This window comes from Emticicia sp. W12TSBA100-4 (assembly GCF_040253585.1).
GTDB lineage: Bacteria > Bacteroidota > Bacteroidia > Cytophagales > Spirosomataceae > Emticicia.
In genome coordinates, this window is record NZ_JBELAU010000026.1 from 1 (window position 1) to 14,396 (window position 14,396).

The window sequence follows — 14,396 nt, forward strand, 5'->3', positions numbered from 1 at the left end:
GCCCAAAATATTATCACTCGCATTTGCAATGTTTTCATTTATAATAACGATAAACATTATTTTGTGACCAACCACCCATGTTGGATAATTAGCTAATACCATTCTTTTTTGAAGATATGTGCTACCTCCTGCAATGCCTGTCGGAATAGTTATTGTTTGATTTGAAGTTGATATGCTCGCACCATTCAAACTCTCACCATTTGCCGTTTCAGTAACTATATTATACAAAAAGGTGCTTTTTGTAACATTGTCAAGATTACTTGCACTTGCAGCAGCCTCACTCGCCTTAGTTGTAGCAATAGCCGCATTAGCCGCACTGCCACTATTAATATCAAAAGCTTCCGAAATCACAGAAGTCCAAGTTCCATCAGCTTTTTGAAACTTGCCAACAATATCAGCCAGGCTTGTTGGCAAAACACCTTCACCGCCTTGATAAGATAATAATTTGTTCACAAGTCTGAGCCCATCCGGAATCTGGGCAATCACCGGCGTCCAACCAGCAAACCCACGTGGGCCTTGTGAAGCCTCTTGACCTATTACAATTGTACTTGCAGGTTCAGTATTAGAAATTTCAGTAGGCATTTTTTATATTAATTTTGATGATTTGTAACATTATTTTCAACAATAAACCTGCCTTTCAGCTGAGTTTCACGTTTTCCATCAGGAGTAATTCTAACCAAATCATAGTTATAAGTTCCTGCCGGAATCAGCATTTCAGTGCCAGTTTTTTGCATATTTAAGGTATTTCCTGCTTCATTCAGGCTAAAACCTTTTTCGGTGGGAGAGGCATTTCTTCTATAAAATTCAAGAATCAAATTATTATTTGAATCCCGAACATCCATAAAAAACTCATCATCTTCCAAAATCTGAAGCGAACCATCAGCATTCTTAAACGTAAAAGTTTCCTTGAGCGAATCGCCTCGCATCACCTTAATATCACGTGTAGCATAGCGAGTAAGGTCGATTACTTTTCCAGAGAGTACCATATTAAAATTTTCGATTATGTAAGGAGAAAGAAGCATTTGCCCAGCCAAAACAATATCATTAGTATTTCGAGCCGAGCCATTATTGCCAGTTTTTTGAGTGATAAGCATTTGCAATCCCGCACCTGGCACACCACAAACGTGCGTATTGAAATTATAATCTTCTACAAACGCTATCCATTTCCGCTCGGCATTATTCACAATCCATTGCCGAAGCTCCTTGGTCATTAAGGGTTTGGTCAATCCGATCTGCAAATTGTAGATATTGCTATTGGCCGAAACCGCCTGAACAACATCAAGCGAGCAACTATTCGGAGCAAACAAAATCTCAACTACCATTGCATCATCCGATAAAACAATATCTTCCCATTCACCAAAATTATCTGGCGATGAGAGAAAATTATCATCCGAAACAATAACGAGCCTATTGACACCTGCAATATTGCCTACCTGTGTATAGTCAGTGTTCATACACAAAGCTATTTTTTGTATCTTTGAGGTCAAAGGACAGAAGTTTGAGGGGTATTCTGAGATCGGACAAAAAAAGTCAAGAATCCGACATTACTTTGTCATTTCCCGACCAAAGTTTTCATTCTCAATTCTTTTTTCTCTTTGTAGTATCTTTCTACCATCTTGTAGGCAGCATCTTTACTCAGGTGTTCTTCTGAGACTTCATATTCTGCAAAAAACTTGTTAACTGCCGCTTGACAATTCAACACATACGAGAAATACCCCATGCAATAATATATCAAATGCTGCTCAAACATTGCTTCAAGGGCATAGCCCATTTGCAAAAAGTGATGCGTGTCGAGCTGATGTACTTTCACCGGAAAAGTAACCTCAATATCCATCGTCACGAGCTTTGAAATTTTTGATGGTATTCTATAATCATCGGGCAATTCATTATTATCAAGCGGGTGAAAGCTTATAATACTCGAAATCACACGACCAAACCAGTGGCGGCGTTCAATAATAGGATTAGAGTCATCCTTGGGTGGGCAGGCAATTTTTTCCTGACGTAAGAAATAATCTCGAACGTACGGTTTTACAAGAATCGGCAGAGTATTCATCAGAATTTATTATATTTGAGGTGTCTTACGCCTCTTGTCTGCCAATACAATTATCGAAAGTCCACGACTCCTAATCGTGGACTTTCATTTTGCTAAGTTACACAGTAGTCGTTTTGGTTCAAAGGACAATTTCACAAGTATCGCCTATATAAAAAATCCAGTCTGTTCCTGTTCTGTCGGTGTAATGTATTCGATAATCATCAGACTGCAGTCCTTCATACAAATTACCTACATGAAGTTCACAACCAGTTGGCCGTTTATCTTCTATTTTCAAAAGTATAAATTTTACTATCATTAGAATAAAGAGGTTTGAGTTAAAGCATCAGTTTTAAAAAATCTATGTGGCTCACAAACAACCAGTTTTCTCACACCATGTTTTATGAGCCGACCTTGATAAGTCCGTTGCCTTCGCCCAAGCTCAACTTGCTGCCAATGCTCACCACGCAAAAGCGGTTTCAAAGTTCCTTTATACATAGCAAAAACTTCAACCCGATATCCTTCCAAAAAATCATATCCATTCCCCCGACCCGTTCCGGTTGCTGAAGTAATTATATATTCTTTCTTATCGTAAAAGCAGGTATGTTTTACTTTGTCACCATCAGCAAGCGACATGGCATCTAAAATTATACACATTTCATCAAACTTATAAGCTGGAACTTGCAACTCATCCATTTTTCACCTCCTTTTCATCAGCGTAAATTAATTGAGTATGAGCAATAACAAACATTTCCTCAAGCTGAGCTATAATTTGTCGCAAATGCACAACATCATTCTTATAACCTTTTTCATGTGCCATCTTTATATTTCCACTAAGTGCCGAAACCAATACTTTCGTTATCATATCACAACCATTCGAGTTTGGATATTCATCTTGATCAAAATATTGTTTGATGTCAATGTTCGGACTAACACCCATCGCAACGTCAGTTCCTTTCAAAAGAACCGAATCCTCTATAACTTCAATTGTTATCTGGCTAACTACTTCTATTGCTGCTATCATTGTGCTAATAAGTTTTGAGTGTAAAATCCATAATCAACTAATTGTTTGTCAATCTTATTCAAGAGCGACTGTCCGTGAGTATTCACACGCTCAAGCTGAAATGTCTGCAGGAGCGTGAGAGCAATCCCGATATTCAATTTGTACTTATATTCTTTCGAGTAAGGCAACAATGCCCACTTACCAATATCCTTCTGTGAAAAAGTCTTTCTAACAAGCTCAACCAAAAGGTATTCTGAGCTTGAGGTATATTGATGCATATTATTCTGAATATTCTGCATCAAACCGATGCTGAACGAAAACAGCGTTTCCGCCATTTCCTTATATTCTAATTTCGTGATATAGAGCTCTATATACTCAGGCTCTTGGTTCATCACAAAATTGTGAATGTGTTCCTGTAAAAAACGTGGTCTCATTTGCTTCCGTAGTATTTTAAATAATAATTCATATTTTCAATGGCCGTGGTGAGCTTCAAATAAGTAAGCTCAGCGAGCGAGCTTTCAAAGCTCCACCACGCAAACGAGGTATAAAACTCACCGTCAGGATGCTCCTGCACTATTATCAACACACGTTGATGATTCAGTTGATAACTTGCTTTCGTATCGCTTTCCATTGAATTCAATATCAGACACTGCCTATTAAGTGTCTCAAGATGCTTGATCATTGTGCTGTCAAGCTCAAATGCCTTTCCTTTGAAATTCTGGCTCATACCGAATGATGGATTTCGTTAATTCGTTCAAACTGTTCTCTGATATATTGTGCAGCATTACCACTATCATCGCCTGATAGCGGTGCAAGAGTAAATTCAAGATTTCCGTTTTTGTTTACAATCTTGAAAACCATCGGGTTTATAATCGACTTATCAGGGTGAGTATTACCAGCATTCCAATTCAGGTATAATGCAATTGTTTTGAACTTCCTTCCTTCTTTGTAGATATTCTCAATAAGCTCAAAAGCTCTCGGCAGCTCAGTATTTATACCTTCATAGTTTTCTTCGCCTTTGAATTTCAGATAGTAGGTCTGATTGTTCCTGGCATTTCCTTTCGTGTCAATCCAAGTGTGCTGATAGCTCACCCACAGGCTCATTTTGCAGCCTTTCTTGTCAAATACGCCCGATTCGGGTGCTGAGTTCATTGCTAAAGTTTCCATATTGTTTTTTTGTGATTGATTGCTTTTTAAAATTGCGGGCCGCCCGACCCCAGACCCTCTTTATCAGTTCAAATCAGAACCATCAGAACACTTCTCCCCCTACCCAAAGTTGCGAAGCAATTCTGATACTTTTTTGACAAATCCATTTTTCAATTTTTATCCGAAGATTTCGGACAGAGTGGCAGATTTCGACGCTTTGGGTACTTTCCTAAATTCCAAATCGTTCTAATCAAGTTCTAAAATTTTTGATAAGTACCTATATAAGAACTTATATCAAAATTTTTCACTATCTACCCTTTAAAAAGCCCCCCAAGGAGGCTTCCGATTGATTTCGCTCCCCCCGTTCGCTCAGATGGTGGGGCAAACAAATCTTTGTTCAAATACGGCATTGTCGTGCCTGATTTTTCATTCGGGCTGACATTTGCATATTTCACTGGCACCTTAAAGTCACCAGCATATATCTCATTGTAGGCAGGGTTCTTAAACTGCATAATTCCGGGTGCAAACTCTATGCACACACATACACAGTCTTTTCCGGGTATTCCGAGCGTATCACGCTCTCTCAACTTAAAAATCTTTTGAAATGCACCACACAGCGTATTGAGGTGGTTCAGAAACGTCCGCTCACAGTAGCGAGAATTAGCGTGTTTCTTAAAATAGGAGTAGGTAAACTTTAATTTGTTTGCTTTAATTTGCCCTTGTTCAAACTTTTTTCTAAACAAAGTCAAAATCTTCTCAACGGTCCTGAAAACACTATCTCCGATTCTCGGATACTTGTCTCTGTAAGCTTCGTCTCTTCTTATTCTGTTGTTTTCATCCATTCTTTTGAACGCCTCCAGCTTCATTTTCAGAAGGTCCAAAACTGGCTTATTGATTACGTCGGAAATAGGTACTGTTGACTTATTCATAGTCAAAAATTAAAAGTTAAACAATAAAAACCCTTACCCACAATCGTGGGCATTTGTGAGAGTTCCTGAATCGAACAGGCACACCACCCTAAAAAAGTGTGACCAATACTCTCCCCCTTCGCATGGTGGCAGTCCATGCGGTACGTCATCCCCGTTTGCAGCTTCTTTTGTCTCAGTTTGAAGCATTAATCTGGATTCAACAACTTTTCCTGCACTTATTCCTAAAGGAAGGCTTTGTAGTAAGCTTGCATTGTAGCGAGGGTAGGACTCGAACCTACGACCTTCGGATTATGAGCCCGACGAGCTGCCATCTGCTCCACCTCGCAAAATCTTCCGACTCAATAGCCTCAAAAACTGAGGTATTGAGCTATCACTATGTGCGTGACTAAAAGGTCAAAACCTTCTATTCAGTCGAAAGATGCTCAGACTCAAGGCTCACCAAAATTGATGAGCATGAAGTATTCAACCGTTAACTATGATGATCTTCAAAACCTTAAATCTGAGCCTAATTCCATCAAAAAGGGCGTAAAATCCCTTACCCGCATGAGCAGGAATAGCAGGTGACGGGGAATTGAACCCCAACTTCCGGCATCCGGGCCGACGTGCAAAACCATTACACCAATCACCTCATTAACCCCGACTCACGTTCGGCCAATCAGCCTGCATGAGCATTATCCTAAACACATATACTACTTTTATGGTCGGGGTTCCAAAATTTTGCTCCGACTCAGCAATTCCACAAATCGGGAAAACCTGAGTATTATGTCAAACTGCTAAGTCGGAGCTGTCACCGACTCATGTTCCGCCAATCAGCGTGCATGAGCTTATTGATTCAATAGCCAAAAAAACCTTGGTCGGTGACTAATACTTTTTGCCCTGACTCAGTTGCCAGCCAAATGGCCGATACTGACCGAACACTAAATCCACACAACTTAATCAGAGCCAAATATTTTTCTTAAAAACTGTTTCATCAACTTATCTGCATCCTCAATATCGAACAGCAAATACACCACGCTCACAACCAAACCGATCACAAGCACAATCCCAGGGCCCGAAAACAGTAAATACATCATACCAAATCCGTAACTTCGCACGCTTTCTTACAAAACCGCTTCCAACCTTTCCACCCATTTTCCCCCTTCTCAAACCTCTTGTGGCATATTTGGCATTGCTTCATGCCGTTCGGTGGCCGCTCGTTTCTCATCGGCACTTCCACATAAGGCAAGTCCGATTCCTTACCCACAATCGGCATATTTATTGCCTTCCGAAGCAAAGGCACAAAATCAATATCGCCATGTTGGCAATCTTGCAGTATCTTCCCAAAAGCCCTCCGACTCAAAAAGTCGTTCTTTTCCGATAAAATCACACGAAATTTGCCTACAATTTCATCTTCTTTTATTCTTCTCAATTCGTCCATGATGGTCAATAAAGGTCAAAAGGGTGTTCAAAAACGACAATAAAAAAATCAAATGCAGTTTGGGTTTGGCTATCATCATCTAACTGATGTATCTCCAAAACCCGTGATAAATGAAACCGATATTCTCTAATAGTCTAACGCTCCTGAGCCAGCTCATAGGACTCAAGCTTCATGAGCGAATCCACCGAAGTAATATTCAGATACTCGCTGAGCGTCATATATTCAAAAATACCTGTCATCTTTATCAACTTTGTGAGGATTGAGCAAACCTTGCACAACCAAAGCTACGCCAATCACCCACACAATAGCAGCTATACTCGCCACTGGGTGCTTATCTATATCATCAAAAAGTGCCATCATAAAAAAATTGGGTTAGGTGTTCAATACTTGCATGGCAGCTACTGTCTGCGGGGTAGCGAACCATGCGACACGCTCACGATAGTGCCGTGTCAAACATCTTGTTTCTCTGACAAAAGGCATTATATTTGAGTTTAAAAACTGTACTATGAAACCAACAGTAGACTATACTCGTGCAAAATCAACATTCAAAAAACAGCTTTATCTTATCGAAAGCGTTCCTGAACCAATCTCGCACATAGGAATGATTGTAATAATTGAATCAATCAAAAAAACACGTAAATCTCTTTTTGCTCTCAAAACCGATTCATCATTTATTGATTCTCTACGAAAAACATCAATTTCTCGTTTACAAGATTGCTTGTTTTCAGCTACTGGACATGCAGAACGCAAAGAACTAGACACTAATTTTATAAAAAACTTTATCATTAAAGACTTCCGAGAAATCAATCATTACTTTTCAAATTCCTAACATTTTAGCAGTTTCAGCAAAAAATCATTTCTTTCAATTTGCTTCTTTATATCATCAATCGAATCAAAATAAAAGCCTTCAATCACAGGTATTTTTGCTTTTCCACCAAAAGCATGTATCTCTACACCTAACTCTTTAGTTATAAACTCAACTTGAATAATCAATGTATGAGTATTGACACTATCCAATTTGCCAATATCTCTACTCGCATGATAAAAATTAACTGTTTTGTCAATAACTTCCTCTCCACACTCAAAACCAATACTATTCATATAAGCATCCAACTCAGTGTGCACAACCACATCATTATTTATTCCGCTCATAACTCCATCTGTTTAAGTTTAGGCAATTCATTATTTATAAAATTCTCAGGTGTAAAACCTAAGTACTTGCACAAAATCGTAGAAACTACTGACCTAACATTTCGTAAGTCATATCCCTCATTACCATTGCGGCAAAGAGTCTGTCTGAAATACTCAGTTTGTCCATGAATAGCCAAATCAGCAATCATTTCATTATACTTCTTTACATCTACTTCCTTCAGATATTCAGCATGTGCTTTTATGCTGTTTGGTAAGGGGATTATACTCATTTCAATAGGTGTTTTTACGTGGTCAGCAAACTTTTCTTTACAATTTCTTTGATATTGTAAAGTTTATTATAATCTTTACAATATTAATAGGACAAAGTACAATATATTTTACAAGCAATCCAAATAAATTTTACAATATTTTTCACGTGTTTTAAAATATTTTTTGCAAATGACTGGAGAAAGAATGAAATTAGCATTTGAAGAAGCAGGTATTTCACCTGTAAATGCTGCTGATATACTGGGAATCAGTAGGACAAACCTGTATTTACTATTCAAAAAGGATACTTTTGAAATAGATTATATAAGAAAAGCAAGTTCAGCTACGGGCAAACCGTTGTCTTATTTTTTTGGAGAAGAGTACAATATTTCAGACAATAATAAGACTACTGTAAATAATCAAAGTTCAGAAAGTTTAAAAGAAGTTTTTCGACAAATAGAAGATAAGATTGAACAACGTTATGAAAAAATTATCAATCATTATGAAATGTTGTTAAACCGATACGAGGGAAAGGTAAGCCCTTTTAATTTTCTCGGCAGTGTGTCACATGTGAAAGGAGGAAAACGAATTGCCATGATGAAAGTCATTCGCTCAATTCCTGCTCACATATCTGCCGACAGTAGAAGTTTGTAATACTTCTAAGTGACTTAGAAAATAGTTTTTTTAACCATTTTCATTCATAAATGGAGCTTTTATAGCAGTTTTTCCGAAAATAGCGATCTGTCCACCTCAGACCCTATTGGAATCACAAATAAAACATTGATAGTTAACTAATTACTGAAAAGCAGACTCTAAAGGTCTGCTTTTTTTGTGTTTTAGAGCAAAAGTACCGTATAATAAATATGATTCAGATTTGCTCACAGTTTTATTTTCCTGCTCACAGTTTGTGATGTGTTGGGTTTCACTAAACACATACACACATGAAACACCAAAAAAAGATGCTATCAGTACATTTCTATCTCCGAGCGGCAGAGACTTGTAGCAGTCCAGACAAAAAACTCGTAATCTACTACCAACTTGAAATTGAGGGCCAAAAACGAGATACGGCCCAAAGCACTAAAATAAAAATACCACACCGATTTTGGTGGGCTTACCCAAAAAACAGACTTCACGCTCCAACCTTGAGCAAAGATGGCCAACCTCAGTATGTTGTGCAGAGCTTCTATGAATCGGAGCATATTAATGAGCAGCTGGCTCAGATTAGAGACGGGTATCGGGAGCTGTTTAAGTCGATGCAGACTTTTTCGGAGGACGTGCCGAGCTATAACGAATTAAGGAAATGCTTTGACCCAGCGACCCGAACGATCAAAAGGAAGGTGATTCCTACTTTTGTGAGCTTGATGAAGCAAATGATTGAAGAATATGAGATTGAACGGGGATGGTCGAGAGGTACTGCCACAAACTATTGCATTAGGCAAAATAACATTATCGAGTTTTTTTCGGAAAAAAAGTACAGCAAGCTGCTGATAAATGAGGTGAAGTATAAGCATATTAAAGAGCTGCTGAGCTGGATGAAGCAACAAAAGGATGAAATGAGTAAACAGAAGTTTGGAATTGACCATTGTAATAAACACGCTACGCTGATGAAAACGGTTATTGATTATGCGGTCAATGAGGAGTTGATTCAGCATTCGCCGATTGCTAAGCTTAATTTAACGTATTCGGAGATTCAGCCACCAAAGTATTTAGGCTTGCTTGAGAGAAAAGCGATTGAAAACTGCACAGTGAAATCGGTAGAGAAGATAAGGGATATAGCGGTGTTTTTGATGCACACGGGGTTTAGTTATATTGATTTTTTGGATTTGAAAAGTGAGCATTTGCAGGGAGCGTGCTGGAAGAAGCAAAGGGAGAAGTCGAGCGTGTATTCGTTGCCACCGCTTTTACCTGAAGCAGCGATTATTATAAGTAAGTACGGAAGTATTGAAAAGATACCACGACTACACATAACCGATGCAAATAAGGCATTGAAGTACTTGGGGGATTATTGTAAGATAAATACCGAAACGGTTGGGTTTGAGCTCACGACATCGGTGTTTCGAGAAACTTTTGCATCGATGATGGAAAATGAATATATGATTCCACGCTCATCAATAAAATTTATGATGGGGCATAAGACCGAAAAGCAGCTGGCGAATTATTCGACAGTGCAAGGCGGGCGATTGCTGCATGAATTGGAGAAGCACGCAAAGGCAGCCAACAACCCGATACTGAAAAAATATAGTGAGTTTTTGCAGAGTTTTCGGATGGCTTCATGATATTTGTGGGAAAATATAAAATCTACAAAACACATGGAAAACTGCCCTAATTGTAATGAATCTTTTAAGGGATTCATGAACTCGAACAAGCTTTTAAAAGAAGAAACAGTTGAATTTATTAATCACTATTTACCGCCTGAAGAACATAAGACACATTATTGTGAAAAGTGTGGGTATGACAAATATTATTCTGCGAAAGATAAGTATAATGATGCTGTTAACAGAATTTCAAAATTTCAAATGAATAACATTGATTTTGTGCCTTGTATATCTATACAAGAGCCAAGAAGTTGGGACATTGAAGTTATAGGATTAGTAACTGCACAGTCTACAATGGGAACAGGATTTTATACTGAAATAGCTTCTTCGTGGGGTGATTTTATAGGTGCAGATTCTAAATCAATGAATGCAAAGGTTTCGACAGGTGAAAGTAATTGTTTAAATATACTTCGTACGAAAGCAATTTCTATGGGTGGAAACGCTGTGGTTGGAGTGGATATAGACTATGCAGAAGTTGGCTCACTAAAAGGTATGATTTTAGTTTGTGCTACTGGCACGGCAGTAAGATTGAAAAATCTTGATGTACTTCCGATCGAAAATAAAGAGCAAATAGCTCAGCTAATTGAAGTTTCGGAAGAAATGAAAATGATCGGAAAATTTAGTAAAGTGCAATTATAACAAAAAACGCCCACCTTCTCCAGTGGGCGTTTTATTTATCTTTTTAATCTTTCCTATGAATTTCTATTGGACAAAAAATTTCCGTAGAGATAAGATGATTGTCGGAAAGGCTCGAAGGCGTCGGTAGCTGAATAATTAATGTTAGCGGCTTTTCCTGGCTTCAGGCAAATTGGCGGCTTGAGAAATGTAGCAGTATAACCCTCGCAAGTTTTTTGGACGAGAAAATCATCGGCCATCTCAGGTGTGGCGAACACATCGAGAGGCAATAATTTCATTTCTGCAAATGTAAAATCAAGTGTTGGCACTTCGGCAACATAATCATCTACAATTACAATTCCAATACACTGCTCCTGATTACACAGACTTGCTAATGCGGCAAAGCTCAACGACGATGCGACAAGCAAGATTCCAAGTGTTTTTTTCATGAACGATTTGTTTTGTTAAGAATAAGTCAATATTCTGTTAGAGGTCAAATATAGACAAAATCTAACAAATACAAAATTGTTATAAATTTTTTCTAATATTTTAGAATATATGTTCTGTCGATTACATAGATTTGTAGAGAAAAGATGTAAGGCTTTGTCCCCTGAAAAACTGACAAAAATCGCCTAAAACTGCTCATAATGCGAAAGATTGCAATACCCCTAACCCAACAAAATTTCGAGTTTTTGAAAAAGGAACATCCCGAAGACATAACGGCTTCGGTAAAAGACGTGCTTGCATTGGCTATTGAGTCCGTAATCAAAAATAATGCTTACCTGCCGAGAAAAACGGAAGAAAAAATAGACCGAACAAAGTTTCCGCAAGAAAGGCTTGTTTTCTATAATGAAAACAAATGGAGAAAGTCTTCAGGCAGTAAACTAACGATGGATACGGTAAGAAAAATAAACAATATGCTTGATTTTATGCTCAAGCAAAAGTTTATAAAATATTGTGATGAGTTAAGACAAGAAAAACCAGAGGTGATGCACAAAGAGTGCATTGAGTGGTTTTGTGAGGGGAATGGTCTTACATACGACCAAACTTTTTATCAATCTTTGAAAAAGTATGACTACAGGTACAGAATAAAATCAGGCAAACATGATTGAAAACAGAAGTGCAGTTTCGCCGCTCGATTGGGAGCAGGGAAAAAATGATGGGCAGTTTGTAAGGATTAGGATAGCCAGCTCAGCGGATATTATTCAGCAGAAATGGCAGACTAAGACTGAAATTCCACCACCACTACTATTTAAAAGCAATGAGCGATGGCTTTGCGATTGGAGTGACGGGGATTTTGAAGAAGGGAAATTCTCGATTGATGATAGTGGTAGTGGCGAGAATTATACGCTTACACTGAAGTTTCGGAGCAAGGTTGCACCAGTTTATTTTCAAGCCTGGTATAATGAAACTTTGAAAAAGCAACAGGTGTGCTTAGAGCTGCATGATGCAAATGACAATGAGCGGGTGTTTAATCCGTTTGATGTATCATACAAAGTTAATCAGGAGCAGGTGAATGGTGATATGACTGAGTATGAGCTGGTTTTTGTGAGAAGCAAATTACTTGAGCAAAAAGATAGGATTGTGGCGGTAATTACTGATTGCGAAGCTGGATTGACAAAGTTTGTGTTTGCAAGCGGAATGCCTGAGCTATATATGATTGCGTGTGTAGAATCTGAATCTGAGATACCTGTTTTTACGGAAGCAGTTGATGGTATTGAAAATATTGGAGATGGGAAATATACTGGATATGCTAAGCTCAAAAGCAATTTGGCCGTAGAATATTTGAGGTATGAGTTTGAAGTTAAGTGCAATGCGAGCGTGCTTGAGATATTAGAGATAGAAGAAGTGTTTGATTCTGAACTTGAAATATTAGAGATAGAAGAAGTTACGGACAGAGTTGAAAACGAAGGAATATTGGTAACAGGTATAAATATATGAGCATACAAAGTATTGCAGGTATTGGGCAGGTATGCTCAGCATCAATCAATCCTGCACGGGTTGAAGAAGGAGTTTATTTTTATGAAACTCCGAAATTGGGTATGACACTTTATAGGAATCAAGCAAAGACGACTCCCTTTGGTGCGGGGTTTTATGCGTTGAAATTTGGCGGAAAAACCTATAAAGTACAAACTGATTCCCAGGGCGTGGTGACGGTATTTGATGGGGAATGTAATTTTTCGACAACTCAGCCGAAAAGGTTTATTGCGTATATGCCACTCAACGATTGGCAGATTTTGCAAAATTTACAGCTCTACAAAGATCAAATGAATGAGATGGTAGATGAAGGAGGTGTGAACTTTTTGTGCTTGACATTTCAGCTATCTTATTTGTTTCAGAGCTGGGACCAGCTTAACAGCGGAACATCAGCGGTTTGGGGACTATATGATCAAGTTGTGGATTTGGCAAATAGTAAGAACCTGCCTGTTGGTTTTAGGGTTCACATGGCAGTCGACGACAATTATGTACCTAATTTCTATGGGTTTGCAAACTCAGAAAAAGATGAATGGGGCTTTGAGCAAAGGGTTTATTATGGTGATAATACTCCCTCATTTGCTTACGCTCCAGGTGTGAATATGATTCAGACTTTTTTGAGAAAGATTATGGATAGATACTATCCTGTTTTGGGTAATAAGCTATATTATGTTAGCCCAACCCTCATTGGAAGTCAGGAGTTTGGGGGTAATATGTTTAATCAGCAATATCCTGATCCGCAGTATTTTGCCTTATTCGACTACAACGAGCTGAATCAAGCTGATTTTAGGAATAGAATGCAGACGAAATATGGAACAATGCAAAACCTAAAAGACAACTGGGGGCCAGTTAGCCATGGATGGAACGATTGGTCGGAAATTCAAGTGCCAAAAACTGGACTTACAAACAGATTTTCGTCGAATTTGGCCGCAATAAGAGGTATGATGAGCCAAAAACGTGGTCGAGATTGGTGGCTTCATCAGTATAATAAGAAGAAGGAGTTTTTTATTCAGTGCAAAAACATTGTGCAGTCTTATAACTCGAATATTCTGACAATTGCTGAGTATGGAAGTTGTAATCGTGAAGATGTAATACTACGTTTGAGCTTTAATGTGCCTGATATATGTACGTATGCCGATGTGGTGAAGACAGATTTTTCGTCGATGACGGTGAATCCAGTCGGGCCTTCTATTTCGGCTGACTATATTAATAGCTTGAGTACGAAACCAAAATGGTCGGAAATAGCTGATTTTGATGCGAGTAATGTAGAAACTACAAGAAGCTACATCAGGTCTGCGTTTGATAACGGTTTAGTTTTTGGAGCTTTCATCATATCGAAAAACCCTGAAAAACTAAACGAATGGACTGCCTATAAACAGTTAGTAAGGGAAATCGGTGATGAGTACAAGAATAAAGATACTACACCAATAAACTGGGAAGGTACTGTAAACACTACAATGAGCGAGTGCCTGAGCAACTGGCCAGCTGTAGAGCAAAGATGGAGGGATGCAGGTGGCAGCCCAAGCAAACACGTAAGAATTATTTTAACTAACGATTTATAATTTACGAA

Annotated in this window: 21 protein-coding genes and 1 tRNA gene; 7 read left to right on the forward strand and 15 right to left on the reverse strand. The window is 38.4% G+C overall.

What is annotated here, in order from left to right; genetic code table 11:
* The 12 genes from ABR854_RS24530 to ABR854_RS24585 form a co-directional block, all read right to left on the reverse strand.
* The coding region (locus ABR854_RS24530; RefSeq protein ID WP_350268500.1) for a hypothetical protein at positions 1–582 on the reverse strand (582 nt) is incomplete at its 3' end.
* Between the two features lie 8 nt (positions 583–590).
* Positions 591–1,454: a hypothetical protein gene (locus ABR854_RS24535; RefSeq protein WP_350268501.1), complete on the reverse strand. Its 864-nt coding sequence runs from the start codon at positions 1,452–1,454 to the stop codon at positions 591–593.
* Positions 1,455–1,552: 98 nt separating this feature from the next.
* Positions 1,553–2,053 (reverse strand): hypothetical protein, encoded by a 501-nt coding sequence (locus ABR854_RS24540; protein ID WP_350268502.1) that lies wholly within the window; start codon positions 2,051–2,053, stop codon positions 1,553–1,555.
* 294 nt (positions 2,054–2,347) lie between these two features.
* A complete protein-coding gene (locus ABR854_RS24545) occupies positions 2,348–2,725 on the reverse strand; it encodes a hypothetical protein (RefSeq protein ID WP_350268503.1) in 378 nt (125 codons plus the stop codon).
* A complete protein-coding gene (locus ABR854_RS24550) occupies positions 2,718–3,053 on the reverse strand; it encodes a hypothetical protein (RefSeq protein WP_350268504.1) in 336 nt (111 codons plus the stop codon). Before ABR854_RS24550 ends, ABR854_RS24545 begins: the two co-directional genes overlap by 8 nt.
* Complete coding sequence (locus ABR854_RS24555; protein WP_350268505.1) at positions 3,050–3,466, reverse strand: hypothetical protein; 417 nt, start codon at positions 3,464–3,466, stop codon at positions 3,050–3,052. Before ABR854_RS24555 ends, ABR854_RS24550 begins: the two co-directional genes overlap by 4 nt.
* A complete protein-coding gene (locus tag ABR854_RS24560) occupies positions 3,463–3,759 on the reverse strand; it encodes a hypothetical protein (protein ID WP_350268506.1) in 297 nt (98 codons plus the stop codon). The genes ABR854_RS24555 and ABR854_RS24560 overlap by 4 nt, the downstream gene beginning before the upstream one ends.
* Positions 3,756–4,199, reverse strand: a complete 444-nt coding sequence (locus ABR854_RS24565; RefSeq protein ID WP_350268507.1) for a hypothetical protein — start codon at positions 4,197–4,199, stop codon at positions 3,756–3,758. The genes ABR854_RS24560 and ABR854_RS24565 overlap by 4 nt, the downstream gene beginning before the upstream one ends.
* A gap of 290 nt (positions 4,200–4,489) precedes the next feature.
* A complete protein-coding gene (locus tag ABR854_RS24570) occupies positions 4,490–5,107 on the reverse strand; it encodes a hypothetical protein (RefSeq protein ID WP_350268508.1) in 618 nt (205 codons plus the stop codon).
* A gap of 253 nt (positions 5,108–5,360) precedes the next feature.
* Positions 5,361–5,433, reverse strand: a tRNA-Met gene (locus ABR854_RS24575).
* A gap of 743 nt (positions 5,434–6,176) precedes the next feature.
* Positions 6,177–6,524, reverse strand: a complete 348-nt coding sequence (locus tag ABR854_RS24580) for a hypothetical protein (protein ID WP_350268509.1) — start codon at positions 6,522–6,524, stop codon at positions 6,177–6,179.
* Between the two features lie 222 nt (positions 6,525–6,746).
* On the reverse strand, positions 6,747–6,884 hold the full coding sequence (locus tag ABR854_RS24585) for a hypothetical protein (protein ID WP_350268510.1): 138 nt from the start codon (positions 6,882–6,884) through the stop codon (positions 6,747–6,749).
* A gap of 145 nt (positions 6,885–7,029) precedes the next feature.
* On the opposite strand from ABR854_RS24585, the gene ABR854_RS24590 reads away from it, so the two are divergent.
* Complete coding sequence (locus ABR854_RS24590) at positions 7,030–7,353, forward strand: hypothetical protein (RefSeq protein WP_350268511.1); 324 nt, start codon at positions 7,030–7,032, stop codon at positions 7,351–7,353.
* Here the strand turns inward: ABR854_RS24590 and ABR854_RS24595 are convergent.
* Together ABR854_RS24595 and ABR854_RS24600 are read right to left on the reverse strand one after the other, a co-directional pair.
* Positions 7,350–7,676, reverse strand: coding sequence for a hypothetical protein (locus ABR854_RS24595; RefSeq protein ID WP_350268512.1), 327 nt, complete (start codon positions 7,674–7,676; stop codon positions 7,350–7,352). The genes ABR854_RS24590 and ABR854_RS24595 overlap by 4 nt on opposite strands.
* Positions 7,673–7,945: a hypothetical protein gene (locus ABR854_RS24600; RefSeq protein WP_350268513.1), complete on the reverse strand. Its 273-nt coding sequence runs from the start codon at positions 7,943–7,945 to the stop codon at positions 7,673–7,675. Before ABR854_RS24600 ends, ABR854_RS24595 begins: the two co-directional genes overlap by 4 nt.
* A gap of 169 nt (positions 7,946–8,114) precedes the next feature.
* On the opposite strand from ABR854_RS24600, the gene ABR854_RS24605 reads away from it, so the two are divergent.
* The 3 genes from ABR854_RS24605 (at position 8,115) to ABR854_RS24615 (ending at position 10,876) form a co-directional block, all read left to right on the forward strand.
* Positions 8,115–8,576, forward strand: coding sequence for a hypothetical protein (locus ABR854_RS24605; protein WP_350268514.1), 462 nt, complete (start codon positions 8,115–8,117; stop codon positions 8,574–8,576).
* A 305-nt stretch (positions 8,577–8,881) separates the two neighbouring features.
* Positions 8,882–10,198: a tyrosine-type recombinase/integrase gene (locus tag ABR854_RS24610; RefSeq protein WP_350268515.1), complete on the forward strand. Its 1,317-nt coding sequence runs from the start codon at positions 8,882–8,884 to the stop codon at positions 10,196–10,198.
* Between the two features lie 33 nt (positions 10,199–10,231).
* Positions 10,232–10,876, forward strand: a complete 645-nt coding sequence (locus tag ABR854_RS24615) for a heavy metal-binding domain-containing protein (RefSeq protein ID WP_350268516.1) — start codon at positions 10,232–10,234, stop codon at positions 10,874–10,876.
* 53 nt (positions 10,877–10,929) lie between these two features.
* Here the strand turns inward: ABR854_RS24615 and ABR854_RS24620 are convergent, their stop codons facing one another.
* Positions 10,930–11,301 carry a hypothetical protein gene (locus ABR854_RS24620; RefSeq protein WP_350268517.1) on the reverse strand — a complete coding sequence of 124 codons (372 nt, stop codon included), beginning with the start codon at positions 11,299–11,301 and terminating at the stop codon, positions 10,930–10,932.
* Positions 11,302–11,499: 198 nt separating this feature from the next.
* Here ABR854_RS24620 and ABR854_RS24625 point away from each other — a divergent pair, with 198 nt between their 5' ends.
* The 3 genes from ABR854_RS24625 to ABR854_RS24635 are packed head-to-tail and all read left to right on the forward strand — an operon-like array spanning position 11,500 to position 14,388.
* Positions 11,500–11,964 (forward strand): hypothetical protein, encoded by a 465-nt coding sequence (locus ABR854_RS24625; protein ID WP_350268518.1) that lies wholly within the window; start codon positions 11,500–11,502, stop codon positions 11,962–11,964.
* Entirely contained in the window at positions 11,957–12,793 is an 837-nt protein-coding gene (locus ABR854_RS24630; RefSeq protein ID WP_350268519.1) for a hypothetical protein, read from the forward strand. Before ABR854_RS24625 ends, ABR854_RS24630 begins: the two co-directional genes overlap by 8 nt.
* Entirely contained in the window at positions 12,790–14,388 is a 1,599-nt protein-coding gene (locus ABR854_RS24635; RefSeq protein ID WP_350268520.1) for a beta-galactosidase, read from the forward strand. Before ABR854_RS24630 ends, ABR854_RS24635 begins: the two co-directional genes overlap by 4 nt.
* The last annotated feature ends 8 nt before the right edge of the window (positions 14,389–14,396 follow it).

Bases quoted from the DNA above. Each gene is read 5' to 3' on its own strand.
- ABR854_RS24570 (WP_350268508.1), bottom strand. From the start codon at position 5,107: ATGAATAAGTCAACAGTACCTATTTCCGACGTAATCAATAAGCCAGTT.
- ABR854_RS24595 (WP_350268512.1), bottom strand. From the start codon at position 7,676: ATGAGCGGAATAAATAATGATGTGGTTGTGCACACTGAGTTGGATGCT.
- ABR854_RS24555 (WP_350268505.1), bottom strand. From the start codon at position 3,466: ATGAGACCACGTTTTTTACAGGAACACATTCACAATTTTGTGATGAAC.
- ABR854_RS24550 (WP_350268504.1), bottom strand. From the start codon at position 3,053: ATGATAGCAGCAATAGAAGTAGTTAGCCAGATAACAATTGAAGTTATA.
- ABR854_RS24635 (WP_350268520.1), top strand. From the start codon at position 12,790: ATGAGCATACAAAGTATTGCAGGTATTGGGCAGGTATGCTCAGCATCA.
- ABR854_RS24630 (WP_350268519.1), top strand. From the start codon at position 11,957: ATGATTGAAAACAGAAGTGCAGTTTCGCCGCTCGATTGGGAGCAGGGA.
- ABR854_RS24535 (WP_350268501.1), bottom strand. From the start codon at position 1,454: ATGAACACTGACTATACACAGGTAGGCAATATTGCAGGTGTCAATAGG.
- ABR854_RS24580 (WP_350268509.1), bottom strand. From the start codon at position 6,524: ATGGACGAATTGAGAAGAATAAAAGAAGATGAAATTGTAGGCAAATTT.
- ABR854_RS24540 (WP_350268502.1), bottom strand. From the start codon at position 2,053: ATGAATACTCTGCCGATTCTTGTAAAACCGTACGTTCGAGATTATTTC.
- ABR854_RS24545 (WP_350268503.1), bottom strand. From the start codon at position 2,725: ATGGATGAGTTGCAAGTTCCAGCTTATAAGTTTGATGAAATGTGTATA.
- ABR854_RS24600 (WP_350268513.1), bottom strand. From the start codon at position 7,945: ATGAGTATAATCCCCTTACCAAACAGCATAAAAGCACATGCTGAATAT.
- ABR854_RS24585 (WP_350268510.1), bottom strand. From the start codon at position 6,884: ATGATGGCACTTTTTGATGATATAGATAAGCACCCAGTGGCGAGTATA.
- ABR854_RS24610 (WP_350268515.1), top strand. From the start codon at position 8,882: ATGCTATCAGTACATTTCTATCTCCGAGCGGCAGAGACTTGTAGCAGT.
- ABR854_RS24560 (WP_350268506.1), bottom strand. From the start codon at position 3,759: ATGAGCCAGAATTTCAAAGGAAAGGCATTTGAGCTTGACAGCACAATG.
- ABR854_RS24590 (WP_350268511.1), top strand. From the start codon at position 7,030: ATGAAACCAACAGTAGACTATACTCGTGCAAAATCAACATTCAAAAAA.
- ABR854_RS24615 (WP_350268516.1), top strand. From the start codon at position 10,232: ATGGAAAACTGCCCTAATTGTAATGAATCTTTTAAGGGATTCATGAAC.
- ABR854_RS24605 (WP_350268514.1), top strand. From the start codon at position 8,115: ATGACTGGAGAAAGAATGAAATTAGCATTTGAAGAAGCAGGTATTTCA.
- ABR854_RS24620 (WP_350268517.1), bottom strand. From the start codon at position 11,301: ATGAAAAAAACACTTGGAATCTTGCTTGTCGCATCGTCGTTGAGCTTT.
- ABR854_RS24625 (WP_350268518.1), top strand. From the start codon at position 11,500: ATGCGAAAGATTGCAATACCCCTAACCCAACAAAATTTCGAGTTTTTG.
- ABR854_RS24565 (WP_350268507.1), bottom strand. From the start codon at position 4,199: ATGGAAACTTTAGCAATGAACTCAGCACCCGAATCGGGCGTATTTGAC.